Source organism: Streptomyces chattanoogensis (genome assembly GCF_001294335.1).
GTDB classification, from domain to species: domain Bacteria; phylum Actinomycetota; class Actinomycetes; order Streptomycetales; family Streptomycetaceae; genus Streptomyces; species Streptomyces chattanoogensis.
Genome location: NZ_LGKG01000024.1, coordinates 43,059 through 68,551, shown reverse-complemented (window position 1 = coordinate 68,551; position 25,493 = coordinate 43,059). Strand labels below are relative to the sequence as shown.

The 25,493-nt window shown below is 70.5% G+C and carries 23 protein-coding genes; 14 read left to right on the top strand and 9 right to left on the bottom strand.

The genetic code is table 11. The features are described 5' to 3' along the window. Nucleotides 1–22: 22 nt before the first annotated feature. The 4 genes from ADL29_RS05985 to ADL29_RS05975 all read right to left on the bottom strand — a co-directional run bounded on the left by ADL29_RS05985 (nt 23) and on the right by ADL29_RS05975 (nt 3,444). Nucleotides 23–1,132, bottom strand: a complete 1,110-nt coding sequence (locus ADL29_RS05985; RefSeq protein ID WP_046926742.1) for a DUF5937 family protein — start codon at nt 1,130–1,132, stop codon at nt 23–25. 236 nt (nt 1,133–1,368) lie between these two features. Then, entirely contained in the window at nt 1,369–2,322 is a 954-nt protein-coding gene (locus ADL29_RS05980; RefSeq protein ID WP_078970780.1) for an aldo/keto reductase, read from the bottom strand. A gap of 80 nt (nt 2,323–2,402) precedes the next feature. After that, nucleotides 2,403–2,537 (bottom strand): DUF397 domain-containing protein, encoded by a 135-nt coding sequence (locus ADL29_RS44925; protein WP_342671140.1) that lies wholly within the window; start codon nt 2,535–2,537, stop codon nt 2,403–2,405. Next, nucleotides 2,500–3,444: a helix-turn-helix domain-containing protein gene (locus ADL29_RS05975; RefSeq protein ID WP_053922691.1), complete on the bottom strand. Its 945-nt coding sequence runs from the start codon at nt 3,442–3,444 to the stop codon at nt 2,500–2,502. Before ADL29_RS05975 ends, ADL29_RS44925 begins: the two co-directional genes overlap by 38 nt. A 336-nt stretch (nt 3,445–3,780) precedes the next feature. Here ADL29_RS05975 and ADL29_RS05970 point away from each other — a divergent pair, with 336 nt between their 5' ends. Next, nucleotides 3,781–3,984: a hypothetical protein gene (locus tag ADL29_RS05970; protein ID WP_053922800.1), complete on the top strand. Its 204-nt coding sequence runs from the start codon at nt 3,781–3,783 to the stop codon at nt 3,982–3,984. Continuing rightward, nucleotides 3,981–4,178: a hypothetical protein gene (locus tag ADL29_RS40555; protein WP_425424205.1), complete on the top strand. Its 198-nt coding sequence runs from the start codon at nt 3,981–3,983 to the stop codon at nt 4,176–4,178. Before ADL29_RS05970 ends, ADL29_RS40555 begins: the two co-directional genes overlap by 4 nt. A gap of 317 nt (nt 4,179–4,495) precedes the next feature. On the opposite strand, the gene ADL29_RS05960 is transcribed toward ADL29_RS40555, so the two are convergent. Beyond that, nucleotides 4,496–5,728: a threonine aldolase family protein gene (locus tag ADL29_RS05960; protein ID WP_245689168.1), complete on the bottom strand. Its 1,233-nt coding sequence runs from the start codon at nt 5,726–5,728 to the stop codon at nt 4,496–4,498. A gap of 240 nt (nt 5,729–5,968) precedes the next feature. On the opposite strand from ADL29_RS05960, the gene ADL29_RS05955 reads away from it, so the two are divergent. The 10 genes from ADL29_RS05955 (at nt 5,969) to ADL29_RS05915 (ending at nt 14,452) form a co-directional block, all read left to right on the top strand. Further along, nucleotides 5,969–7,024, top strand: coding sequence for a Rossmann-like and DUF2520 domain-containing protein (locus tag ADL29_RS05955; RefSeq protein WP_053922689.1), 1,056 nt, complete (start codon nt 5,969–5,971; stop codon nt 7,022–7,024). Further along, nucleotides 7,021–8,142, top strand: a complete 1,122-nt coding sequence (gene panC, locus ADL29_RS05950; protein ID WP_053922688.1) for a pantoate--beta-alanine ligase — start codon at nt 7,021–7,023, stop codon at nt 8,140–8,142. The genes ADL29_RS05955 and panC overlap by 4 nt, the downstream gene beginning before the upstream one ends. After that, nucleotides 8,139–9,917, top strand: a complete 1,779-nt coding sequence (locus ADL29_RS05945) for an L-aspartate oxidase (protein WP_053922687.1) — start codon at nt 8,139–8,141, stop codon at nt 9,915–9,917. The genes panC and ADL29_RS05945 overlap by 4 nt, the downstream gene beginning before the upstream one ends. Nucleotides 9,918–9,985: 68 nt before the next feature. Then, nucleotides 9,986–11,032: a carboxylating nicotinate-nucleotide diphosphorylase gene (gene nadC / locus ADL29_RS05940; protein ID WP_053922686.1), complete on the top strand. Its 1,047-nt coding sequence runs from the start codon at nt 9,986–9,988 to the stop codon at nt 11,030–11,032. Then, nucleotides 11,032–11,829 carry a type III pantothenate kinase gene (locus tag ADL29_RS05935; protein WP_053922685.1) on the top strand — a complete coding sequence of 266 codons (798 nt, stop codon included), beginning with the start codon at nt 11,032–11,034 and terminating at the stop codon, nt 11,827–11,829. Before nadC ends, ADL29_RS05935 begins: the two co-directional genes overlap by 1 nt. An 86-nt stretch (nt 11,830–11,915) precedes the next feature. Then, a complete protein-coding gene (locus tag ADL29_RS05930; RefSeq protein WP_245689167.1) occupies nt 11,916–12,578 on the top strand; it encodes a hypothetical protein in 663 nt (220 codons plus the stop codon). Between the two features lie 48 nt (nt 12,579–12,626). After that, nucleotides 12,627–12,803 (top strand): hypothetical protein, encoded by a 177-nt coding sequence (locus ADL29_RS43965; protein WP_046926730.1) that lies wholly within the window; start codon nt 12,627–12,629, stop codon nt 12,801–12,803. 173 nt (nt 12,804–12,976) lie between these two features. Beyond that, nucleotides 12,977–13,435 carry a BlaI/MecI/CopY family transcriptional regulator gene (locus tag ADL29_RS05925; RefSeq protein ID WP_053922683.1) on the top strand — a complete coding sequence of 153 codons (459 nt, stop codon included), beginning with the start codon at nt 12,977–12,979 and terminating at the stop codon, nt 13,433–13,435. 9 nt (nt 13,436–13,444) lie between these two features. Next, nucleotides 13,445–13,963 carry an amino-acid N-acetyltransferase gene (locus ADL29_RS05920; protein ID WP_053922682.1) on the top strand — a complete coding sequence of 173 codons (519 nt, stop codon included), beginning with the start codon at nt 13,445–13,447 and terminating at the stop codon, nt 13,961–13,963. Between the two features lie 156 nt (nt 13,964–14,119). Beyond that, on the top strand, nt 14,120–14,452 hold the full coding sequence (locus ADL29_RS05915; protein WP_046926727.1) for a histone-like nucleoid-structuring protein Lsr2: 333 nt from the start codon (nt 14,120–14,122) through the stop codon (nt 14,450–14,452). On the opposite strand, the gene ADL29_RS40550 is transcribed toward ADL29_RS05915, so the two are convergent. Next, entirely contained in the window at nt 14,383–15,090 is a 708-nt protein-coding gene (locus ADL29_RS40550; protein ID WP_078970775.1) for an SCO3374 family protein, read from the bottom strand. The genes ADL29_RS05915 and ADL29_RS40550 overlap by 70 nt on opposite strands. Nucleotides 15,091–15,599: 509 nt before the next feature. On the opposite strand from ADL29_RS40550, the gene ADL29_RS05910 reads away from it, so the two are divergent. Continuing rightward, a complete protein-coding gene (locus tag ADL29_RS05910; RefSeq protein ID WP_053922681.1) occupies nt 15,600–18,125 on the top strand; it encodes an ATP-dependent Clp protease ATP-binding subunit in 2,526 nt (841 codons plus the stop codon). A 90-nt stretch (nt 18,126–18,215) separates the two neighbouring features. On the opposite strand, the gene ADL29_RS05905 is transcribed toward ADL29_RS05910, so the two are convergent. After that, nucleotides 18,216–20,237, bottom strand: a complete 2,022-nt coding sequence (locus tag ADL29_RS05905) for an NACHT domain-containing protein (protein ID WP_281181775.1) — start codon at nt 20,235–20,237, stop codon at nt 18,216–18,218. Nucleotides 20,238–20,259: 22 nt separating this feature from the next. After that, complete coding sequence (locus tag ADL29_RS05900; RefSeq protein ID WP_053922680.1) at nt 20,260–23,487, bottom strand: NACHT domain-containing protein; 3,228 nt, start codon at nt 23,485–23,487, stop codon at nt 20,260–20,262. Nucleotides 23,488–24,015: 528 nt separating this feature from the next. Between ADL29_RS05900 and ADL29_RS05895 the strand changes: the two genes are divergently transcribed. Beyond that, on the top strand, nt 24,016–24,729 hold the full coding sequence (locus ADL29_RS05895) for a M23 family metallopeptidase (protein ID WP_053922679.1): 714 nt from the start codon (nt 24,016–24,018) through the stop codon (nt 24,727–24,729). Here ADL29_RS05895 and ADL29_RS05890 read toward each other — a convergent pair. Then, nucleotides 24,711–25,325, bottom strand: a complete 615-nt coding sequence (locus ADL29_RS05890; RefSeq protein WP_053922678.1) for a TetR/AcrR family transcriptional regulator — start codon at nt 25,323–25,325, stop codon at nt 24,711–24,713. The two genes, ADL29_RS05895 and ADL29_RS05890, sit on opposite strands and share 19 nt — an antisense overlap. Between the last annotated feature and the right edge of the window lie 168 nt (nt 25,326–25,493).

Here is a 25,493-nt window from a genome sequence, read left to right as displayed (position 1 = left end):
GCCGTGGGCGGACGCCCCGCGCCTACCGCAGCACACCCTCCAGGAAGTCGCTGCCCAGCCGGGCCACCACCTGGAGGTCCAGCTGATGCAGCACATACCGGCCGCGGCGCCGCGTCTGGATCAGTCCGGCCTTCTTCAGCGTGGCGATGTGCCGCGACACCTCCGGCGGCGTGATGCCGAACGCCGTCGCCAGCTCGCCCGTCGAATGCGGCCCCCGGGACAGCGTGCGGCACAGGTTCATCCGCATCGGATGGGCGAGCGCTTCCAGCCGCTGCTGGATGAGTTCCAGTGTGGCCGGCGCCGGCAACTCGGGGCCGGCGACCGGGTACTGGAGCACGGGGCGCCACCCCGGGGCGTGACTGAACACCAGATGCGGCCAGCCGAACGACGTCGGCAGGAAGGTGATGCCGGGGTCGGCGGGGTTGGAGTACGCCGTCGTACGGCCGGTGGCCAGCTTGTCCACCAGGATGCGGGTGCCGGTGGCGCCGTCCTTGGCCTCGTCCAGGCTGAGCGCCGCCGAGGTCGCGGACAGCGTCTCGGCCAGGCCCTTGCGGCGCAGCAGCTCGGTCTTGTGCCGGGCGTCGGCGGCCAGTTGGATACCCACCCGGCGCCAGATGTCCCCGAAGAACGCGTCCTCGCAGTCCTCGAACAGGCGGCGCAGCCACACCCGCAGCCCGTCGGGGTCGGTCAGCATCCGGTCCGTGAACGCCGCCTGCCGCGGCCCGCGCGCCGCGGCCATCTCCCTCACCCGGGCCCGTTCGCCCGCATCGACCAGGGGCGACGGCGTGCACTGGGTGTACGTCGCAGAGCAGGTGATCTCGAACGCGGCGGCCACGAACCGCTCGTCATCGATCCGGTCCAGCTCGTCCAGATCCTCGGCCAGCGTCGCCCCGGGGCGGGTCGGCAGCAGGATGTCGGAACGCGAGGACCGCCACAGGAAATCCGCCTCGCACAGCCGGTCGGCGAGGTCGGTTTTCAGCCCCGCGTTGGTCGCGGTGACCCAGCCGTGCAGCCCCGGGTGATGCCCCGGCTCGGACAGCGCGTGCAGCGCGGCGCCCAGTTCCGCCAGGGGGGACGGGGAGAAGACGAGGCGCTCCGCCGGCAGCCCGGTGATGTCGATGACGTTGGCCATGCACCCATCATGCGCGAGGCCGCGACCTGCACGGCCGTCGATTGACGGCTCCCGTCAATCGACGCGCCACGGGCCCGGCGGCGGCTCCACAGTGAGGCCTATGAACGCCAGTCAGCAGCACATGTTCGATGCCTACCGCGCCGCCCAGCGGGGCGAGGCGGCACCCGTCGCACCAGGTGCCGAAACCGTTCGGACGATTCGCGAGATCCAGCAGTGGCGACGGTTCCAGGCCGTTGTCACGGACCCTGCCGAGCGCCTTTGGGAGCGGGTGCGGCGGGCGGTACGCGGCAGGGCAGGACAGCGGTACCGAGGCCTGGGGCCGGTCCGGTAGGCCGGGCGACCAGCAGAAACCATGCCTCCTGGGACAGCCGGTCGAGGCGCTCGCGCTGGGCCGGGGTCAGGTGGAGGCGGGCCGCGGCGAGGTTTTCCTCCAGGTGGTCGACCCGGGCGGTACCCGGGATCGGGAGGATGACCGGCGAGTGGCCGAGGAGCCAGGCAAGCGCGACCTGGGTGGGGGTGGCCCCGGCCTCGGCCGCCACGGCGGCGATCTCGGCCCGCGTGCCTGACGTTCCCGCCACGACAGGCCGCCAGGGCAGGAACGCGATCCCCGCCGCCTCGCAGGCCACGAGCACCGGCTCGTGCTCGCGGTCGAGCAGGTGGTAACGGTTCTGCACACTCGCTATGTCGGTGATCTGCCGTGCCTGGTCCAGCTCGGCGACGGTGACCTCGGACAGCCCGATCCGGCCGATCTTGCCTTCGGACCGGAGGTCCCGCAGCGTGCCGACCTGGTCGTCGACCGGCGTCTGCGGATCGATCCGGTGCAGCTGGAGCAGCTCGATCCGCTCGACGCGAAGCCGGCGCAGGGCCTGCTCGACCTGATCCCGCAGAACGTCCGGCCGTCCGTCCAGCCCCCACTCGCCAGTGGAACTCGACCGCGCCACGCCGACCTTGGTGGTAACGAGCAGATCGTCCGGGTAGGGGTACAGGGCCTCGGCGAGGAGTTCCTCGTTGGCTCCCCCGCCGTAGAGATGAGCGGTGTCGATCAGCGTGACGCCCAGTTCGACGGCCCGCCGAGCGACCTCGATGGACGCCGTGCGGGCGTCGACAGGCTCGGTCGGCAGGCGCATGGCCCCGAACCCGAGCCGCCGTACGTCCAGATCCCCGCCGATGGCAAAAGTGATCGATGTCATCTGCTGTTGCCATCCTCCCCGTTCAAGTTGCCCCGCTAGCAGTGGAGTTGGCCATCGGCGTTGGGTCGACGAGGGCCAACTCAGGCGGCGCGGAGCGTCCCGCCCTTGACGGCAGCAACGAAAGACGACCAGTCGGCGGCCGGGAAGACCAGGGTGGGGCCGTGCGGGTTCTTGCTGTCACGTACGGGGACGAGGCCGGGGATACCGGGGGCCACCTCGATGCAGTCGCCGCCGTCGCGGTCGCTGTAGCTGCTCTTTATCCAGGTCGCCGCGCTGAGATCGTGTCTGTCCATGGTGCCCGTACCCCTCCACTACATCGCTGATCAGAGCAGCAGACTCCCGGGCTGACAGGGCGTCCGCCCTGAGCACATCATAGGTCTGGCTGTGACGGGCATAGACGGCCGGATCGTCGTTGAGATGGCCTCGGTCCAGCGACTCCGAATAAGCCCACTGGCCTCCGTCGGGCAGCGTGATCAGTGACATGGAGGTCTTGGGGCGAATGATTCCGGGAAGAGCGGCCGGGGCGACCTGGATGCGCATGTTGGACCGCTGCCCGACCTCCAGCAGGTGCGCACACTGGCCATGCATGACGGCCGCGTTCCCCACCACGTTGCGCAGACAGCTCTCGTCCAGCACCGCGACGTACAGCGGGCCGTCCGGGGTCAGAAAGCGCTGTTGGCGGCTCAGTCGTGCTCTGACCAGCTTCTCCAACTCGTCGCCGCTTGCGATCGAGGAGAACATCGCCCACGCGTACTCCTCTGTCTGTAGCAGTCCCGGCACGACCTGGGTCTGATAGGCGCGCACGGCAACGGCTTCGGCATCCATCTCCGCGCGCCGCTCGAACCAATCCGGATGCTCAACCTCGGGATACCAGTCGATGCGGGCCCACAGGCGCAGTAACACCCCACCCGTGCCCAGCAGTTCGTCACACGCCTTGGCAAAGGTGTCCTGCGGTACACGGCCGCCCGCCTCGACGCGCGCCACGTGCGAGCGGTCGCACGGAACCTTGCGCGCCAAGGCGTCCTGGGTGAGGCCTGCTGCCTCCCGATGATGCTTCAGTACCTCGCCGAACACGGCGGCCGTGGTGGCCGCCGTTCCCCCTGTGGCGTTGCGCCGGTTCACGGCATCCCCTTTGTGACAGTTGGCAAATGTCACGCGCTCGGCGTTGTGACCGGACGTCTCGCTGAGCAACGATGAACACACCCAGAGTAATGGGCTGTTCGGCCGGTTTCGGCCTGTTTTGGGATGCCCGCACGAGAGGGCCACATGCAAACCCCCGCGACGTTGCTTTGAGCGGCGTACGTCCGGGGGCGTGGTCATCAACCCAGAGTGGAGATTGACAACATGCACCACGTTATCCGGCTCTTCGAGCCGTTGCTACGGCTCTTGCTGCCTGGGTCGGGGTGTCGCCGATCGGCAGGCGCATCGCCCGCCGGGGTGGACGCCGACGTACCGCCGATGCCCGAGCCTCGCTATGTGCCCGCCCGAGGGTGGGAGCCGCTGTGGGACGAGGACGCCGCCCTGGTCCGTCCGTACGTCCTGACGCCCGAGCAGCGGGAGAAACGCCGGGCGCAGCAGGGACAGTGGCGGCCGCTGTGGCTGGTCGTGCAGCGGTACGAGGCCGAGACGCGCTGGATCGACGCCTTGGAGGTGGCGAGTTGACGGACCGTATGGACCCCTCCGTTCACCTGGGAGAACCGGCATGGGAGCCCGAGCCGGTCGCCGGGTGCGATGTGTGCGGGGCCCTGGACCGGCAGCGCTCGGGGGCGTACGCCAGCGGGGACAGGTCGAGGGCGACCGACTGCAATGTCGAGATCCGGCGCCATCCCCATGCCGACCCGGCGGGGAAGCGGTGAGAGGCGGCCGGTGGTCGGCGGAGCGGTGGCGTCGGCGCGCCCAACTCGCCCGGACTGCACAGGCGTCCTTACGGCAGCGGCGTCAACTGGAGTGGGAGCTGCACGCGCTGTCCGCCGATCCGGCGTTTGCCGCGGAGTTCGTGGAGCGGTTGCGCCAGCTCTTTGGTCATGACGCTCACCTGGTGGCCGGTCAGCGTGGTGTGCCGGTCGTCGCCGAAGGCGACGACCAGGGCGATGCTGCCTGGGCCGTCGACCGCGAGAGCGACCGAGGCGACGTTGCTACTCGGGGCAGGGCACGGTGAAGCCGAAGCCGCAGCTCACCCCCCCCCGAGCGCCCCCACCCGCCCCGCGAACTCCGCCACCGCCGCCCGGACATCGGCGGCCGTCCACTCCATGGCCGCTGCCGCGACCGTCACCTCCGTCATCGACAGTCCGGGAGGCGCGGCGGCATCCGGCTCGAACCACTGCCGGAACAGCGTGGTCCCGGTGTCCTCGGCCAGTCGCACGCCCGCCTCGTTCAGGACCTCGGGAGGATGCGGCAGCCACACCTGGAACTCATGGGTGTGCGGGACCGCCGGATTCACCCGGAACCACGGCACGCCCGCCTCGGCCAGGCCGTCGCCGAGCGCTCGGGCGACGACCTTGGCGTGGGCCACGTACTCCGGCAGGCGCGGCAGTTCGCGGTCCAGTCCGACGAGGGCGGCCAGTGCGGCCGGCCACTGCTGGAACAGCTGGCCGCCGTAGCGGTGCCGCCAGGCGCGGGCCTCCTCGATGAAATCCTCCGGGCCCGCCAGGGCGGCGCCCGATATGCCGCCCAGCGATTTGTAGAACGAGACATAGACGCTGTCCGCGAGGGCGGCCGTCTCCGGGAGGGTGCGGCCGAAGTGCGGTCCGCACTCCCACAGTCTCGCGCCGTCGAAGTGCACCACCGCGTCGCGGTCCCGTGCGGCCGCCACGGTGGCCGTCAGATCCGCCCATTGCGGGAGCACGAACCCCGCCTCGCGCAGCGGAAGTTCGAGCGCGAGGGTGCCGAACGGCTCCTGGAGGTCGTATATCTCGCCGGCTGTCGGCAGCCGTGGTGCGCGCGTCGCGTGCACCATGCGCAGCCCGCTGACCACCGCATACGCGTCGCGCTCATGCACCTCCAGATGGGACAGGGGATGACCGGCGACCGTCGCGCTGCCCGTACGCCCCGCCCAGCAGCGCAGCGCCACCTGCTGCGCCATCGTCCCGGTCGGGAAGAAGGCCGCGGCCTCCATGCCCAGGAGCTCGGCGGTGCGGCGCTCCAGTTCGCCCACGATGCCGTCGTCGTTGCCGTAGACATCGGTCCACTTGTCCAGGTCGTATGCGGTGGGGGCGTCGGCCAGGAGACGGTCCAGCCGCTCGCGGAGGGTCACGCCCGACGGGCCGTCGACGAGTCTCCGCTCCGAGCCGCGCCACGCCGCGATCAGCCGCGCCCGCTCGACGGGACGGACTCCCGCCCCCGCGCCGCCGGACCCCGCCTCCTGCGCACCGGTACCCGCCGCCGGCTTCCGTGTGCCCTGCTCCACGGCCCCCACCTGCCCTTCCGTCCGTTCGCCGGCCGTTCGTTCCGGCGCATCGAGCATGGCCCAGCTGCGCGCCGACCCGCGACCCCTGTGGATAAAGTTGTGGATAACCCTGCGGGGCGGTGTGCGGAATGGCCTCCGTCTCACCTCTGTCCAGCCCCCAGGACCGCCGGAAACACTCGCGTAGCATGGCGAGGAATCGTCCGGTACCCCCCGCGGACTGGAACGGAAGGCCATCGCCGCGTGAACGCACACCCACCCTCCCCCAAGTTCTCGGCTCCGCTCGAGCAGGGGGGACCCCCCTCGGCCCAGGACCGCCCCGCCCGGCTCACCGTCGGAGTCGTCGGCGCGGGCCGAGTCGGGCCCGCCCTCGCCGCATCTCTGCAGCTCGCAGGGCATCGGCCGGTCGCCGTATCGGGAGTCTCCGACGCCTCCGTACGACGTGCCGCCGAGCTGCTCCCGGATGTCCCGCTGGTCGCCCCGGCCGAGGTGCTCGCCCGCGCCGACCTCGTGCTGCTGACCGTTCCCGACGACGCCCTCGCCGACCTGGTGCGCGGCCTCGCCGAGACCGGTGCCGTACGGCCGGGGCAGCTGCTGGTGCACACCTCGGGGCGCTATGGAACGGCCGTGCTCGATCCGGCCACGCGGGCCGGCGCGCTGCCGCTCGCGCTGCACCCGGCCATGACGTTCACCGGCACGTCCGTGGACGTCCAGCGGCTCGCCGGGTGCTCCTTCGGGGTGACCGCGCCAGAGGAGCTGCGGATGGCCGCCGAGGCGCTGGTCATCGAGATGGGCGGAGAGCCCGAGTGGATCGCGGAATCGGCTCGTCCGCTGTATCACGCGGCCCTCGCCATCGGTGCGAACTACCTGGTCACGCTGGTCGCCCAGTCGATGGAGCTGCTGCGGCAAGCGGGCGTCGAGGCACCGGACCGGATGCTCGGACCGCTGCTCGGCGCCGCCTTGGACAACGCCCTGCGGTCCGGTGACGCCGCCCTGACCGGGCCGGTCGCGCGCGGTGACGCGGGCACGGTCGCCGCGCACGTCGCGGAGCTGCGTCGGCATGCGCCGGGGAGCGTCGCCGGGTATCTCGCGATGGCCCGTGCGACCGCGGACCGGGCCCTGGCCCAGGGCCTCCTCAAGCCGGAACTGGCCGAGGACCTGCTCGGTGTGCTCGCCGGCCCGGCTCCCGACGCCGCCGAGGCGTCCCACGGCCCCGGCCCCGACACCCCGGGGAACGACACACCCGGGAACGACACCCCCCACCCCGACGACGACGGCCCCACCGGAGGCGACCGATGACCACCTCGCCCCCGCCGTCCGCCACCCGCCTCCTCCACACCGCCGCCGCCCTGCGCGACCTCCCGCGCGGCAGCGGCCCCCGCGCCGTCGTCATGACCATGGGCGCGCTGCACGAGGGCCACGCCACCCTGGTCCGCGCCGCCCGTGCCCGGGTCGGCGCGGAGGGTCAGGTCGTGGTCACGGTCTTCGTCAACCCGCTGCAGTTCGGGGCGGGCGAGGACCTCGACCGCTATCCCCGCACGCTGGACGCGGATGTGGTGCTGGCCGCCGAGGCGGGCGCCGATGTGGTGTTCGCGCCGTCCGTCGACGAGGTCTATCCGGGCGGCGAGCCGCAGATCCGGATCGCCGCCGGACCGATGGGCACCCTCCTGGAGGGCGCCAGCCGCCCCGGCCACTTCGACGGGGTCCTCACCGTAGTCGCCAAGCTGCTGCATCTGACGGCCCCGGACATCGCGTTCTACGGGGAGAAGGACGCCCAGCAGCTCGCGGTGATCACACGGATGGCCGCGGATCTGAACTTCCCCGTCGAGATCGTGGGCGTGCCGACGGTCCGCGAGGACGACGGCCTGGCCCGCTCCAGCCGTAACCGCTACCTCTCCGGCCGCGAACGCCGCACCGCGCTCGCCCTGTCCGCCGCCCTGTTCGCGGCCCGCGACCGGCTCGCGGCCGAGGAGGCGCTGCGCGCCCGCGCCGCCTCCGCGGGCCACCCCGTCCAGGACCGGGCCGCCGCGCTGGCCGCCCTCGGGGAGGACCGGGCCGCCGCCGACGCGCACGCCGTCGCCTGCGCCGCCGCCGGCCCGCCGCACGGCCCCTCCGTGGCCCGCGCCGCCGCCAAGGCGGTCCTGACGGACGCGGCCGCCCTCGACCCGCCGCTGGAACTGGACTACCTGGCGCTGGTCGATCCGTCCGACTTCACCGAGGTCCCGGACGCGTACGAGGGCGAGGCGGTCCTCGCGGTCGCCGCCAGGGTCGGCACCACGCGTCTCATCGACAACATCCGCCTCGTGTTCGGCCCGGTAGCAGGCACGGGGGACACCACCCCCACGCCGGCCCGCGCCACGACCGCACCCCCGCACCCCACCACCACTCCCCAAGGCCCCCTCGGAGCGCCCCGATGACCGCTACCGGAACAGGAACCGGCCCCGGCCGGGCGATAGCCCCCGCCGCCACCGCAGCCCCCGGCATACGCCTGACCGCCCCCGCCCCCGGCTGGTCCATCGACGCGGACGTCGTCGTGGTGGGCTCCGGCGTGGCCGGGCTGACCGCCGCTCTGCGCTGCGCCGCCGCCGGGCGCCGTACGGTCGTGGTCACCAAGGCCCGCCTGGACGACGGCTCCACCCGCTGGGCCCAGGGCGGCATCGCCGCGGCCCTCGGTGACGGCGACACCCCCGAGCAGCATCTGGCCGACACCCTCGTCGCGGGCGCCGGACTCTGCGACGAGGAGGCCGTACGGGCCCTGGTCACCGAAGGGCCGGACGCCGTGCACCGGCTGATCGAGGTCGGCGCCCGCTTCGACACCGCGCCCGGCAGCGAGGAGATCGCGCTCACCCGGGAGGGCGGCCACCACCGCAGCCGGATCGCGCACGCCGGCGGCGACGCCACCGGGGCCGAGATCTCCCGCGCCCTGGTCGAGGCGGTCCGCGCCGCCGGACTGCGCACGATCGAGAACGCCCTCGTCCTCGACCTGCTCACGGACGCGGAAGGCCGTACGTCCGGCGTCACCCTGCACGTCATGGGGGAGGGCCAGCACGACGGCGTCGGCGCCGTGCACGCCCCGAACGTGGTGCTCGCCACCGGGGGCATGGGCCAGGTCTTCTCCGCGACCACCAACCCGGCCGTCTCCACCGGCGACGGGGTGGCCCTTGCCCTGCGCGCCGGAGCCGAGGTCTCCGACCTCGAATTCGTGCAGTTCCACCCCACCGTCCTGTATTTGGGGCCGGACGCGGAGGGCCAGCAGCCGCTGATCTCCGAGGCCGTACGGGGCGAGGGTGCCCACCTGGTCGACGCCGAGGGCACCCGCTTCATGGTCGGCCAGCACGAACTCGCCGAGCTGGCCCCGCGCGACATCGTCGCCAAGGCGATCCTGCGGCGGGCGCTCGAACAGGGCGCCGACCACATGTACTTGGACGCCCGGCACTTCGGCGCCGAGATGTGGGAACACCGCTTCCCGACCATCCTCGCCGCCTGCCGCGCCCACGGCATCGACCCGGTCACGGAGCCGATCCCGGTCGCCCCGGCCGCCCACCACGCCTCCGGAGGCGTCCGCACCGATCTGCACGGGCGCACCACCGTGCCCGGCCTCTATGCCTGCGGTGAGGTCGCCTGCACCGGTGTCCACGGGGCCAACCGCCTGGCGTCCAACTCCCTCCTGGAGGGGCTGGTGTTCGCGGAGCGGATCGCCGAGGACATCGCCGCACGCCCGGCCGCCGGTGCCGCCGGCGCCCCCGAGTCGGCCGCCGGCGGCCCCGGGGCGGTCCCCCTCCCGCTCCTCGCGCCCGAAACCCGCATCACCGTCCAGCGGATCATGACGGCCGGCGCGGGCGTCCTGCGCAGCGCGGACGGCCTGGCGCACGCCGCGGCCGAACTCGACCGCATCCACCGCGAGGCCACGGAGGCCGCGGCGGGGACCGCGGGGACCGGCGGGGCCAAGGCCCCCGAACCGGGTGTGGAGGCATGGGAGGCCACCAACCTCCTCTGCGTCGCCCGGGTGCTGGTCGCCGCCGCGCAGCGCCGGGCGGAAACCCGCGGCTGCCATTGGCGCGAGGACCACCCCGACCGCGACGATGCCTCCTGGCGCCGCCACTTCCGCATCACCCTCGACGCGGACCGCGCGCTGAGCGTCCGCACGACGGACACGGCCGACTTCCCGCCGACCGCAGCCGTCACCCCGTAACCCCCAGACCGTCCCGCCCCTCTTCTCCCGCCACCCCGCCCCGACTTTCCCGATACGGAGCCACCCCCGTGAGCAGCACCCCCGACGACCTCCCCCTCCTCCAGATCGGCCGACCCTCCGACGCCCCCGCGGGCGGAGGCTGCGGTGACTCCTGCGGCTGCGTCGGCGGCGACGACAGTGCGTATGAACTCGATCCGCTGACCTGCGGCCTCGACCCGGACCTGGCCGCGCTCCTGGTGGACGCCGGGCTCGACCCCGTACAGGTCGAGGACATCGCGCACATGGCCGTCGAGGAGGACCTCGACCAGGGCGTGGACGTCACGACCGTGGCGACCATCCCCGAAGACGCCGTCGCCACCGGTGACTTCACCGCCCGCGAGGCCGGTACGGTCGCCGGGCTGCGGATCGCCGAGGCCGTGTTGTCCATCGTGTGCACCGACGAGTTCGCGGTCGAGCGGCACGTCGAGGACGGCGACCGGGTCGAGGCCGGGACCAAGCTGCTGTCCGTCACCACCCGCACCCGCGATCTGCTCACCGCCGAGCGCAGCGCGCTGAACATCCTGTGCCGGCTGTCGGGCATCGCCACCGCCACCCGCGCGTGGGCGGACGTCCTGGAGGGCACCAAGGCCAGGGTCCGCGACACCCGCAAGACGACCCCGGGGCTGCGTGCCCTGGAGAAGTTCGCGGTGCGCTGCGGCGGGGGCGTCAACCACCGGATGTCGCTGTCGGACGCGGCGCTGATCAAGGACAACCACGTCGTCGCGGCGGGCGGCGTGGCCGCGGCGTTCACGGCCGTACGGGACGAATTCCCGGGCCTGGCCATCGAGGTGGAGGTCGACCGGCTCGACCAGATCCCGCCGATCCTCGCCGAGGGCGCCGATCTGATCCTGCTGGACAACTTCACCCCGGAGCAGACCAGGGAGGCCGTGGAGCTGGTCGCGGGCCGCGCGATGCTGGAGTCCTCCGGCCGGCTCACCCTCGCCAACGCCCGCTCCTACGCGGAGACCGGCGTCGACTACCTGGCCGTCGGCGCGCTCACCCACTCCGCCCCGATCCTCGACATCGGCCTCGACCTGCGCGAGGAGTCCGAGGAGCCGCAGGAGGCGCAGGGCTGATGCTGCTGACCATCGACGTGGGCAACACGCACACCGTTCTCGGCCTCTTCGACGGCGAGGAGATCGTCGAGCACTGGCGGATCTCCACCGACGCCCGCCGCACCGCCGACGAGCTGGCGGTCCTCCTCCAGGGCCTGATGGGGATGCACCCCCTCCTCGGCGACGACCTGGGCGACGGCATCGAGGGCATCTCCATCTGCTCGACCGTCCCCTCCGTGCTGCACGAGCTGCGCGAGGTCACCCGCCGCTATTACGGCGACGTCCCGGCCGTGCTCGTCGAGCCAGGCGTGAAGACGGGCGTGCCGGTCCTGATGGACAACCCCAAAGAGGTCGGCGCCGACCGGATCATCAACTCCCTGGCGGCCGTCGAGCTCTACGGCGGTCCGGCGATCGTCGTGGACTTCGGTACGGCCACCACCTTCGACGCGGTCAGCGCACGCGGCGAGTACGTCGGTGGGGTGATCGCGCCGGGCATCGAGATCTCGGTGGACGCGCTGGGCGTCAAGGGCGCGCAGCTGCGCAAGATCGAGCTGGCCCGGCCGCGCAGCGTCATCGGCAAGAACACCGTCGAGGCGATGCAGTCCGGCATCCTCTACGGCTTCGCGGGCCAGGTCGACGGCGTGGTGCAGCGGATGGCGCGGGAGCTGGCCGACGACCCCGAGGACGTGACGGTGATCGCCACCGGCGGCCTCGCCCCGATGGTGCTCGGCGAGTCCTCGGTGATCGACGCCCACGAGCCCTGGCTCACCCTGATCGGGCTGCGGCTGGTCTACGAGCGGAACATCGGCCGGTCGTAGACGGCGGCTGCCGGGTCCGCGGGACGGGCCGCGCCACCGTAAGCGAATTAAGCGGCTTTTGTCTGAATTGGTCGTAAAGTCACCGCATGCCTATGCCATACGGATCCTGCGGCGGCATGACGTTCAGCGCCGATGAGCTGCGAGTGCTCCGTCGCGCTCTCGCCCATGCCCTCAAGTCGACGTCCCCCTCCGTCCCGCTCGGCGGCGCCGCCCTGCAGCGGCCGGAGGACATCCAGGAGTACCTCCGGCTGGCCGAGGCGGTGGACGAGGCGGTGCACGAGGGCGGGCGGCTGCACGCCTTCCTGCTCGCCGACCTCGCCCGCTACCGCGAAACCCTGCCCGGCTCGGCCGCCGGCTACCTCGCCCACCTCAAGGAGGCGCTGGCGGCCGGCTACGTCCCCGGGCCCGACGACCTCGCAGCCCTGCGCTCGCTCGTCGCGCGGCGCACCGGGGCGGCCGAGAGCGAGCGCCGCGCCACCTTGCTGCTCCACTGCGAGCAGCTGGCCGAGCGGTCGGTACGGGCCCGGCTGCGGGCCCTGCCCGGCGGCCGCGCGGCGGCGGACGAGCCGGAGCGTGAGCGGGAACGCGAGCCGGAGCGTGAGTCGGAGCCCGAGCCCCAGCGGCGCCCCCGGCCCGCTCCGTCACCCGCGCCGAAGGCCCCGCGCCGGGACCGTCCCATCCCCACGCCCGGCGAGGTCTTCCCGCCCCGCCGCAAGCCCGCCCCGCCCCCCGAGAGCCGCACCGCCTGAGCGCTGCGTACCCTGGGAATCTCGACGCCCCAAAGGAGGCCGTACGCCATGGATTACCTCGCAGCGCTGACCCCGCCGGCAGTGATGGCCGTGGCCTTCACCGCCCTCATCGTGACGATCGTCAAAAGCCAGGGCGGCCCGAACAAGGCCAAGGAAGACGCCGCCGCGGACGCCATGATCGCCCGGTCCGAGCCGGCTGCGGAGCCCAAGGCGCACGGAGTCTGACCGTTGTGCCGCCTCTTGCGGCGGTGTGCGCACACAGTACGGCCCGGGAATGACCATCTCGGGTCGTACATCCTTTTTCCGGCACAAACGCCACGAGATCAACGGGCATTCGGGACATCTCCCACTATTGTTCTTGTGTGCCGAGACCATTGGGTGATCTGGAAGACGCGGTGATGACGCGGGTGTGGGAGTGGAACCGCCCGGTCACCGTTCGAGAAGTCCTGGAAGATCTCCAGAAGGAACGGTCGATCGCCTACACGACGGTCATGACCGTATTGGACAATCTTCATCAGAAGGGCTGGGTACGGCGCGAAGCAGAAGGCCGCGCCTATCGATATGAGGCGGTCTCCACTCGGGCCGCGTACTCGGCCGCACTGATGAACGAAGCATGGTCCGCCAGTGACAACCCCGCGGCCGCTCTTGTGGCCTTCTTCGACATGATGTCGCCGGAACAGCGACATGCCTTGCGCGATGCCGTACGGATGGTGCAGATCGACGATCCGGAGAGCACCGATCCGGAGAGCCGCGAAGAGACCGAAGAGGCCGAAGAGACCACTCCGGAACGCGCGGAAGAACGCGCAACCGGCGAAGGTGATGAACCCGGGGCGGGCGCCGGCGGCACGGGGCGATAGCGTCCCGGCATGCCCGTGCATTCAAAAGGCCTCACCGTCCGCCGCGCCCGGACCAGCGATGTCCCGGCGGTCCGCCGCCTCATCGACTCCTACTCACGGGACGGCATCCTGCTCGACAAAGCCACCGTCACGCTTTACGAGGACATCCAGGAGTTCTGGGTTGCCGAGCGCGACGAAGACGCCGAGGTCGTCGGCTGCGGCGCACTGCATGTGATGTGGGAAGACCTGGCCGAAGTCCGCACACTTGCGGTGGACCCGCAGCTCAAGGGCTCGGGAGTCGGCCACCATGTCCTCGACAAGCTGCTGCGTACCGCACGCTGGCTCGGAGTACGGCGCATTTTCTGTCTCACCTTCGAAGTCGACTTCTTCACCAAGCACGGCTTCGTGGAGATCGGCGAGACTCCGGTAGACGGTGATGTCTACAGCGAGCTGCTGCGTTCCTATGACGAGGGCGTTGCCGAGTTCCTCGGGCTCGAACGAGTGAAGCCCAACACCCTGGGTAACAGCCGGATGCTTCTCCACCTGTGATCGGCGTTCTATGTCCGAATCGCTCCCCTATCTCATGGCTACGGAAGCATGTGTTCCCCGCTCTGCGGGCAAGTGAACCCTACCCAAGGGTTTGTGTTTTTCCCGGAAAAGCGGTTTGCTTTCCGTCGTAATCCACATTCGATGAAAGGGAATCCGGTGGCACAGAAGGTTCAGGTTCTTCTTGTCGACGACCTCGACGGTGGCGAGGCCCACGAGACCGTGACGTTCGCTCTCGACGGCAAGTCCTACGAGATCGACCTCACCGACGCCAACGCCCAGAAGCTCCGCGACTCGCTCGCCGACTTCGTGAAGGCCGGCCGCCGTACCGGTGGGCGCTCCGCGGGCCGTGGCAAGGCGCGCGCGACTTCCGCCGGCAGCCAGGACACCGCGAAGATCCGCGCCTGGGCGAAGGAGAACGGCTACAACGTCAATGACCGTGGCCGTGTCCCCGCCGACATTCGCGAGGCATTCGAGAAGGCCAACGGCTGATCGCCGTCAGCGCGATCCGATTGGGCATTACGAGCACGCAGCAACCGGGCCCGGTGGCACTCCGTTGCCGCCGCGCTCACCAGCCGAATGAGGTCGGGGGCGCCCCCACCGTCTCCGCCGATTCCTGCCCCGAACCCCGTGGCGGGCAGGGAATTCTCCGCCGCGCGCCCCGGCCGGGGAGGTCGCAACCATCCTGCGGCCTCCCGCGCGCCGAATCCGTGCGAGGAGAGCGCTCCGGCGGCGGACGGGCAGGGAGGGAACGGGGGAACGGCCGGTGCGGGCATCCGCTCGCCGGCTCCGCGCGCGCCGAGATCCGGCGTGAGTGCACCCCACTCCAGCCATTCCAGGATTTCCGGGAGTTCCTCGGCGCCGCCGGCCGCGATGAGCATGAGTAATTTCGGCCGATCAATGAGGCGATTTCCGTCGCGTCCGGCCCGCAGCAGCGCCACCGGGCCGGTGTGCGGCAGCCGACGCAGTACGGCCCGTCCCGCGTCGGCCGGCATCTCCAGGACGTCGAAGCGCGGCCCCACCAGCAGCTCCACCGGTTCCGTGCCGGTGGTCGGCCAGCCCATCTCCTCCTCGTACCACCGGCGCACGGCGGAAAGAGGGCTGCGGGGTCGCGGAAGCGCGCGGGCCATGTCCGGTGCAACTCCCCGAGACCCAGGAAGTTACGCTGGGTGGAAGTGCGGATACGTACCGTAGCTGATCGTGACCGGGGGAGGGGCGCGGCGGTGCATTCGGTGGCGGGCGGATGTTCGCCCGTAGCGGATGGAAGCGGCCCGCGCCGCATGGAGTGTCAGTGGCAGCGGGTAAGACAGTCACAGTGGGAAGAGACCGTGTGACCGGCGCTCAAGGCGCTCTGCACCGGCTGATGGCGGGATGCGGTGGGCGTGTCGGCAGCGGGCGCGTTCGCCACGGGCGTAGTGGCGAAGAGCGTATATGCCTGGCCTGCGGGAACATCGTCTCGCACCATCGAGTTGGAGCAGATGTCAGCTGTTCGGCAGTTATTTTCCCCGCCGGAGCGGGGGGTGATCCGGACGGGTGTCGGCAGTTGGAATGAGCTGTCCCGTGTTGCGGGACTAGCATGCGGAAGGACAGGGAGGGGACCGACCCCTAACTGCCTGACCGCTCTGAGGAGCGATTAACGATGTTCGAGAGGTTCACCGACCGCGCGCGGCGGGTTGTCGTCCTGGCTCAGGAAGAAGCCCGGATGCTCAACCACAACTACATCGGCACCGAGCACATCCTCCTGGGCCTGATCCACGAGGGTGAGGGTGTCGCCGCTAAGGCCCTGGAGAGCCTCGGGATTTCGCTCGAGGCGGTCCGCCAGCAGGTGGAGGAGATCATCGGCCAGGGCCAGCAGGCCCCGTCCGGGCACATCCCCTTCACCCCCCGTGCCAAGAAGGTCCTGGAGCTCTCGCTCCGCGAGGCCCTCCAGCTCGGCCACAACTACATCGGTACGGAGCACATCCTGCTCGGCCTGATCCGCGAGGGCGAGGGCGTCGCAGCCCAGGTCCTGGTGAAGCTGGGCGCCGATCTCAACCGGGTGCGGCAGCAGGTCATCCAGCTGCTCTCCGGCTACCAGGGCAAGGAAGCCGCCACCGCAGGCGGCCCCGCCGAGGGCACGCCCTCGACGTCCCTCGTCCTGGACCAGTTCGGCCGCAACCTGACGCAGGCCGCTCGCGAGACCAAGCTCGACCCGGTCATCGGGCGCGAGAAGGAAATCGAGCGGGTCATGCAGGTGCTCTCCCGCCGTACGAAGAACAACCCGGTCCTCATCGGCGAGCCCGGCGTCGGCAAGACCGCCGTCGTCGAAGGACTGGCGCAGGCCATCGTCAAGGGCGAGGTGCCCGAGACCCTCAAGGACAAGCACCTCTACACCCTCGACCTCGGCGCCCTGGTCGCCGGCTCCCGCTACCGCGGTGACTTCGAGGAGCGCCTGAAGAAGGTCCTCAAGGAGATCCGCACCCGCGGCGACATCATCCTGTTCATCGACGAGCTCCACACCCTGGTGGGTGCGGGCGCCGCCGAGGGCGCGATCGACGCCGCCAGCATCCTCAAGCCCATGCTGGCGCGAGGCGAGCTGCAGACCATCGGTGCCACCACGCTCGACGAGTACCGCAAGCACCTGGAGAAGGACGCGGCCCTGGAGCGCCGCTTCCAGCCCATCCAGGTCGCGGAGCCGTCGCTGCCGCACACCATCGAGATCCTCAAGGGCCTGAGGGACCGCTACGAGGCGCACCACCGCGTCTCCATCACGGACTCCGCCCTGGTCGCCGCGGCCACCCTGGCCGACCGCTACATCTCCGACCGCTTCCTGCCGGACAAGGCGATCGACCTGATCGACGAGGCCGGCTCCCGGATGCGGATCCGCCGCATGACCGCGCCGCCGGACCTGCGCGAATTCGACGAGAAGATCGCCGATGTGCGCCGGGAGAAGGAGTCCGCGATCGACTCGCAGGACTTCGAGATGGCCGCGGGCCTGCGCGACAAGGAGAAGCAGCTCCTGGCCGCGAAGACCAAGCGGGAGAAGGAGTGGAAGGCCGGCGACATGGACGTCGTCGCCGAGGTGGACGAGGAGCTGATCGCCGAGGTCCTGGCCACGGCCACCGGCATTCCCGTCTTCAAGCTCACCGAGGAGGAGTCGTCCCGCCTGCTCCGCATGGAGGACGAGCTCCACAAGCGCGTCATCGGCCAGAAGGACGCCATCAAGGCGCTCTCCCAGGCCATCCGCCGTACCCGTGCCGGCCTGAAGGACCCGAAGCGCCCCGGCGGTTCGTTCATCTTCGCGGGCCCGTCCGGTGTCGGTAAGACGGAGCTGTCCAAGACCCTCGCCGAGTTCCTCTTCGGCGACGAGGACGCGCTGATCTCCCTCGACATGTCGGAGTTCAGCGAGAAGCACACCGTCTCGCGGCTCTTCGGTTCGCCTCCCGGCTACGTCGGCTACGAAGAGGGCGGCCAGCTCACCGAGAAGGTGCGCCGCAAGCCGTTCTCCGTCGTGCTCTTCGACGAGGTCGAGAAGGCCCACCCGGACATCTTCAACTCGCTGCTGCAGATCCTGGAGGACGGTCGCCTGACCGACTCCCAGGGCCGGGTCGTGGACTTCAAGAACACCGTCATCATCATGACGACCAACCTCGGCACCCGGGACATCTCCAAGGGCTTCAACCTGGGCTTCGCGGCCCAGGGCGACGTCAAGACCGGCTACGAGCGGATGAAGAACAAGGTCAACGAAGAGCTCAAGCAGCACTTCCGCCCCGAGTTCCTCAACCGTGTCGACGACACCGTCGTCTTCCACCAGCTCACCGAGGAAGACATCATCCAGATCGTCGACCTCATGATCGCCAAGGTGGACGAGCGGCTCAAGGACCGCGACATGGGCATCGAGCTCAGCGGCGAGGCCAAGTCGCTGCTGGCCAAGCGCGGGTACGACCCGGTGCTCGGCGCCCGTCCGCTGCGTCGCACGATCCAGCGCGAGATCGAGGACGCCCTCTCGGAGAAGATCCTCTTCACCGAGCTGCGTCCGGGCCACATCGTGGTCGTCGATGTCGAGGGCGAGGGTGAAAGCGCCAAGTTCACCTTCCGCGGCGAGGAGAAGGCGGCCCTGCCGGACGCCCCGCCGATCGAGTCCGCGACCGGCGGCTCGGGCCCGAACCTGAGCAAGGACGCATAGCGCGGCACAGCCAGGCGACAGCGTTTGGCGCCAACCGCCCCGGAACCGTTCCGTACGGTCCGGGGCGGTGCTGTGTCCGGGCAGGGCTGTCTAAAGCTGAATGACGCGGATTCCGTCCGGAACACCCGTCACCGGCGGAATTCGGCGGCCGATCTGCAGGGTGTCCAGCTTCGGGAACGCCGACAGCCATTCCATCGGGACGCCCAGGTCATAGGCGAGCCACAGCCGGGTCAGGCCGTCCGCCGGGACGATGCCCTCGATCAGCTCGTCCGGGGTGAAATGCCCGGTGATCCGCAGATGGGGGCGGCCGCCCAGGCTGCGCAGGGTATGCAATTCCTCCCGGTCGGCCACCGGGAAATACAGTTCGGCCGGTTCGAGATGGGCGATGATCTCGCGGGCATAGCGGGCGGTGTCGTAATGCCGCCAGGCCCCCGCGAGCTGGGCCCGGATGTCGTGATGTGCGCGGTCGCGCAGCCCCACCAGATAGTCAATTGCCATGTCGTCCGCAATGGACGTAGCGGTAATGGCGAGGAGATATGCCTCGTCGTCGGAGGCGCGGGCGGGATCGGGCAGCATTTCCAGCACAATCGGCCCGATCCAGCCCAGGGCGCGGGCCGCGGACGGTGTCCCCGGCCGCACCATGTCCCGGGTGAAGCGCTGGACGCGGGCGCGGACGTCCGGGTCCAGCTCGGTGGCGTGCTCCAGACAGGCCGCGGCCAGCAGCTTCCGGTGCCTGGCCTCGGCGGCCCGTACGCCCGCGTGCGGGGCCAGCAGGCCGTCCAGGAGGGCCGCGCACTCGTCGGGCCGGGAGAGGGCCACAGCCATCCGTATGACGTCCTCCCAGTCGTCGTGGTGGGCGTGCGCGAGGAGCAGCCCGAAGTCGTGCCGCTGCACGGTCGCCCGCGCGGAGAGATAGTCCTGGAAGGTGCGGTGCACGAAGTCGACCGTGCCCGGTGTGGGCTCCCGGAGCAGCCCGGTCCGGTTGAGGAGGTGGCGGAACACCTCTTCGGGGCCGCCCTGGCGGGCGGCGTCCGGTATGGCGGGCAGATGCTCGGCGAGGGTCGCGACGGCCGTGTCCCGGTCCATCTCCGAACGCCCGTTGATCAGCATCCAGTGCGCCAGCTTCTGCAGCAGCTGGATCTTGGGCTGCCGGGTCAGCTCCACGCTGTCCGTCGCCACCATCGCCCGCTCCCGGTCGCGGCGCTCCAGCAGCATCGACAGCGCGGCGTCGTAGAGCTCCTTACGGCCGTTGGGCAGATAGCCGCGCCGGTCGCGGTGGAGGGCGCACAGCAGCCCGCACATCAGCGGATTGGTCGCCAGCCGGCCCAGGTCCCGGGTGATCCGTACGGCGTTCAGCAGCGTCCGCTCGTAATGGCCGAGACGGTCGAGGTCGGCCGGGTTCTGCTGGGCGGCGGCGCGGTGCCAGCGCTGGATGAACGCGGCGATGTCCTCCCGGCTCATCGGCGCCAGGGCGAGCTCGGTGAACCCCTCGCCGGCGAGCCAGCCGTGCGGTACGGCGGAGGGGCGGGAGGTGACGATGCAGACGTTGCCCGGGTAGCGGGTGGTCCAGTCGCGGAGACGGGCGCGTACCTCCTCGCGGTCGTTCTCGGGCGCTTCGTCGATCCCGTCGATGAGGAGCAGGGCGCGGCCCTCGCCCAGTACGCGCTCTGCCCAGCCGGGCGGCTGTACGCCGGCGTCCGGAAACCCGGTGGCCGCCAGGAACGCGGCCGGCTCCGGGAACCCGTCGCGAGCGAAGCGGCGTACGGGAAGCAGGAACGGCACCCGGCCGCGCAGCCCCGCGAGCGCCTCGGGCAGCTCGGCGCGGGCGGTGGCGACCGTCAGCCACTGGAGCAGGGTGGTCTTCCCGGACCCGGCGACGCCGCGGATGAGGATGCGGGAGTGGTCCGCCAGGGCCTGTTCGGCAGGGACGGGGGGTTCGTCGTCCTGGGCCTCCGGCTCGCATTGAAGTCCCAGGTAGGCGGCGTCGAGGGGCCAGCTGTCGGGGGAGTGGGCGAGGTCGATGCCGAAGATGGTGAGGTGGTTGTGGGTGGTGGCGGTGGAGGTGGCGTAGTGGCGGGCGAAGGCGGCGTCGGTGGGTGTTGTGGAATCCATGCGGTCCCCGTAGGAGCGGTGGTTACGTGCGGGGGCGGGGGTGGAGGGTGAGTTTTACCTGGGGTGGGAGGGAGTCGGGGATCTCTGGGCGGAGGTTGTAGAGGCAGAGCTGTTGGAGGTGGGGGAGGTTGTCCACGGGCGGGAGGTCGATGGGGGCGTTGGTCATGCCGAAGAGCTGGAGCTTGCGGATGTGAGGGAAGGCCGGGAGTGCGGTGCGGAGGATGCGGGTCAGTTCGCGGGAGGGGCGTTTGTCCGTGTTGAGGAGACTGAGAGTCTCCACCTGGGGCAGCTGAAGGCCAGGGGGAATGCGGAGAGCATCGCCCTCGGTGTCCAGGCCGAAGGAAAACTCCTGCAGTTCGGTGAGGTGCGTGAGGACGTGCCACTCTTCCTCGGCGAATGTCTCGGAGAGGCGCCGTAGTTGGAGGTACTTCAGGCGCGGCCAGGAAGCCAGGTGAGCGGCATCGGTGCCGATCGGCTGCCAGAGAGCGAGGAAAGTGAGTGGGGCCTGTGCAGGGAAGGCCGCCAGGCCTTCCGGTGGCAGCGGTACCTGGAGCGACAGGGAGTTGAGGTGGCCGAGGCAGTTGAGCCCGCGCGGGTAGGTCACCCCGCTGGATTCTCCACCGCTGACGGACAGGGAGCGGAACGGCAGGTCCGCGAGGGGGACGACGCTGTCGATTGCGGGACAGTTCTGGAGTGTCAGTGACTTCAGTGCCGGGAATTCCCGGAGGAACGCGAGGCTGCTGATCTCGTGGTTGTCCTGGAGCACCAGCTGGGTGATGGGCCGGTAGTCAAGCTCATCGAGGAGCCGGCGGTCGGTGAACGGGCCGATGACGGTGGTGACGGGCCGGCCGCCGAGGGCTTTGAGGGCGTGCAGCTCGGCAGGGCTGCGCACAGTGAAGGGCGCGTGATCGCCCAGGTGCCGAATGACTTCCTGCGCGTAGCGTTCGGTGTCAAAAAACTGCCAGTACGAGGCGAGTCTGTATTGCACGTTGAACTCGGGATGTGCCCGGAAGCCCTTCAGTACTTCCAAGGCGGCGTCCGAGCCGATGAGCGCGGCGGTGGCCACCACCTCGCGCGCCTCGTCCTCCTCCAGCTCCTCCGGGCCGGGCAGCAGCTCCAGCACGATCGGGCCCACCTCGGCGAGCAGCGTCGACTCCTCTTGGCTGCGCGGCGGCAGGATCGCCCGTGCACGTGCCTGCACCTCCTCCCGCACCCCCGGATCCAGCTCCGTCGCATGCTCCAGACAAGCCATCGCCAGCAGATGGACCCGCAGCCGGGTACGGTCACTCCGAATGCCGTCCCCGTGTGCGATCAACCCCCGTAAGATCTCGGCCCGTTCGCGCGGCCGGGCGTGTGCCACCGCCATCCGGATCACGTCCTCGAACTGGGCGTCCACCGCATACCGCGTGAGCAGCCCGAAGTCGCCCTCCTCGACGGCCGCCCTGGCCCCCAGGTAGTCCTGAAACGTCCGGTGGATGAAATGGACCGAGCCGGGTGACGGTTCCAGCAGCAACCCGCTGCGCAGCAGCAGATGCCGGAAGACGGCCGCGGCGTCGCCCTGGGAGGCCGCCGCGGGTACGGCCGGCAGCGCCTCCGCGATGATCATCTCCGCCCGTTCGCGGGCCAGCTCCGTGCGCCCGTTACGGATCAGCCAGTACGCGAGCCGTTGCAAGAGCTGAACCTGCGGCTCATCGGACAGTTCGATGCCCGTCGGCGCCCCCATGTCCCGCTCGCGGTCGCGCCGTGAGAGCAGCATGCTGAGCGCCGCGTCGTACAACTCCTTGCGCCCGTGCGGGAGATAGCCGCGCCGGTCACGGTGCAGCGCGCAGATCAGCCCGCACATCAGGGGGTTGGTGGCCAGCCGCCCGAGGTCCTGCTTGGTGCGGACCGCGGACAGCAGCGACTGCTCGTACGCATCGAGCCGTTCGACGTCCTCGGCATCGACGCGCGCCGCCGCATGCCACCGGCCGATGAACGCGGCCACCTCCGCCCGCCCCATCGGCGTCAGCGTCAGCTCGTCGAAGCCGTCGGCGGCGAGCCAGTCCTCGTGTACGGCGGAGGGCCGGGTGGTGACCAGCCACAGGTTGTCGGGGAAGGCGTCCAGCAGATCGCGCAGCCACCGGCGGGCGGCCCGGCGTTCGCGTTCGGGGATCTCGTCCAGGCCGTCGATCAGGAGCAGGCCGCGGCCGCAGGACAGTACGCGCTCGGCCCAGCCGTCGGGCTGGGCGCCGGAGACCGGGCAGCCGACCGCGGACAGAAAGCGGTCGGGGGTGGGCAGGGCGGCGCCCGAGCGGGTGAGGGTGCGCAGGGGGAGGACGAAGGGGACGCGGCCGTAGAGGTGGGGGAGGGGGGTGTCGGTGGGGCCCTTGGTGCAGGAGACGGCCAGCCACTGGATGAGGGTGCTCTTGCCGGAGCCCGCGACGCCGCGCAGCAGAACGCGGGCGAAGTCGGCGAGGGCCTGGTCGGCGCGTTGCGGGGAAGCGGGCGCCGGCACCATGACCTGCCCGGTGGAGTTGATCACCACATCGCGACGCTGACTCGTCGCCCCCAGGCTCAGATACGCCGAGTCCAGCGGCCACCGGTCCGGTGAATGGGCGAGATCGATGCCGTAGATGGTCAGCCGGCTGTGCTTGCGCGCGATGTAGTCGAGATAGCCGCGCTCGAAGGCGGCGTCGGCGGTCCGCTGGGACGGATGCACCTCGAGGTAGGTGTCGATCTTGGTGATGACGCTGTCCAGGGTGCGGCTCTGCTGGATGAGGGTGCGGGCCACGAACGTCGACCGCTGGGTGAAGAAGTGCACGATGTGCAGGCAGGCCGTGGCGAGCAGGGTGTGGTGCATCAGCTCGGCGTCGCGGGTCAGGCCGCGGGTGGCGTGCGGGGCGGCGGCCGTCAGGCGCTCGGCGAGGGCGCTGTGGCCGAGTAAGACGGCCTGTACGTCGTCCATGGCGAGGTCGCCGAGGCCGCTCAGGGTGGTGGCCAGGGCGTCGGCCACGGCGGTTTCCTCGTCCTCGGGGCAGGGCCGCTCGCCGGGGCGGGCGGACCGCACGGCCCGGCTGACCAGTTCGGCCGCGACGTGGTGCAGGTCCTTGTCGGTGAGGGTGCGCTTCTCGCCCTTGAAGGACACCAGGCCGGATATCCGCACCGGCCCGGAGACCAGCCCGGCGCCCGGCCCCTCCTTGACGAACAGCTTCTTCACGAGCGGCGCGACCACGCCCGAGGCGAGTCGTATCCCCACTGCTGACGCTTCCATCGTGCGGGCGGCCTCCCCCGTGGCGGCTGATGTCGTCGGAGCCAGGCTACGCGCCGGGCGGCGGACAGGTGGCCCATTTCACTATTTCCCGGCCCGGCACCGGTCCGGCGGGTAATCCAGCTCACGTAAGCCAGGTCACAAATAAGGCGCCGGGTCTTATGGGGCGGTGACATGGCGCACACGGTATTTGCGCCCTACTAGAAGAATTAGGGGCGTTATCGGGCTTCGGGGTGGGGTTGTGCCGTACGGGGCGGAGGGCCGGAGGCGCCCCCGGGGTTTGATGAAAATGCCAGGTCAGGCGGTGTGTGGAGGTGCCGGGTCGGGCGCCGGACGGCAGGTTTCGCCGCCCCTGCAATGACGTGAATTACACCGGCCCGAATACGGCGGCCGGTAGTAGAAAGCGTCCCTTGGCGGTGCGCCGAATGCGGGTTACCAAGGAATGGCCAACCCGGTCCGCAGCCGGGAAAGCGAATCTCGCCGATTACGGCAATCCATTCCGGATTCCAGATCTCTGGAGGAAAAACCCGCATGTCCAAGTTCACCGCCATACGCAATGCGAAGAACTCGAACTCCGCCAAGAAGACCGTTCTGCGCAACCGCGTGGCCGTCGTTGCCGGTGGCCTCGGTGTCGCCGTCGCGGCGGGCGCCGGTATCGCCAACGCCGCCGCCGGCCCGAACCTGACGAGCCTCGCCTCGAACGTCGGCTCCACGGTCAGCGCGCAGGCCGCTGCGCAGGCCAAGGCCGCCAAGGACGCCAAGGCCGCCGCCGCGAAGACCAAGGCCGCCGCCGCGAAGGCCAAGAAGGACGCGGCCAAGAAGGCCAACGCCTGGGTCAAGCCGGTCGAGAAGTACGTCCTGGGGTCGACCTTCGGTCTGGCCGGCAGCCACTGGTCGCACAACCACAGTGGTCAGGACTTCGTCGTGCCGACCGGCACCCAGGTCCACTCCGTCCACAAGGGCACCGTGGTCAAGGCCGGCCCCTGGGGCGGCGGTGACGGCCCGGCGTACGGCAACGCCATCGTCGTCAAGCACGACAACGGCATGTACACCCAGTACGCGCACCTGTCACAGATCCAGGTCCACGTCGGCCAGCAGGTCGGCACGGGCCAGCAGATCGGCCTCTCCGGCAGCACCGGTAACTCCACCGGCCCCCACCTGCACTTCGAGGTCCGCACCGGCCCCGACTACGGGACGGGCATCGAGCCGACCGGATTCCTGCGGGCTCACGGCGACGCCGTCTGAGCTGAATCCGGCCGGACTGGCCGGCGGCTCGGCGGGTTGGCCGCCGTGACCAGTTCTGTGGCGACCTCGAGGATGGCCTTGCGCTTCTCCTCGGGGTCGCCTTCAAGGTTCTGCATCGCGAACATGCCCGCGTGCATGGAGAACAGCGCCGTGATGCAGCGCACCTGGTCCGAGAGCTCCGTGTCGGGCTCCCTGAGGAGGCCGAAGAGGGCCAGCATGCGTGCCTTGAAGGTCTCGCCGATGCTCAGATCGCGCACCGCGGCCTGGTTCTCCTGCATGAAGCGGAACAGCGGCTCGGCCGAGCGCAGCGCCTCGTTGTAGCGGCGGATCACCTCCAGCTTGGTCTCCAGGGTGCGCGGCTGCTCCTCGGCCCAGGCGATCAGCTCGTCGCAGGGCTTGGCCAGGTCCTGGAACAGGCTGATGACGATGTCTTCCTTGGTCTTGAAGTGGTAGTAGAGCGCCGCCTTCGTGACCTCGAGCTTTTCGGCGATCTCGCGCAGCGAGGTCTTCTCGTAGCCCCGCTCGGAGAACAGCTCCAGAGCGACGTCCTGAATGCGCTGGCGGGTGTTCCCCCGGCGCGGGTGCGGTGTGCTCATGGTGTTCTCCTGCGTGGTTGCTGCGGGTGCCGCGTAGAGAGCGTAGTGCGGCGTGACGCGAGTCATGCCGCGTGATGCTGCGTAGTCGGTGCTGGTCGGAAGGCTGCCTGAGGGCTGCCCCGGCGGGCGCCGCGGAAACTTACTTGACGCCCGGCTAGTTAGCCGCCT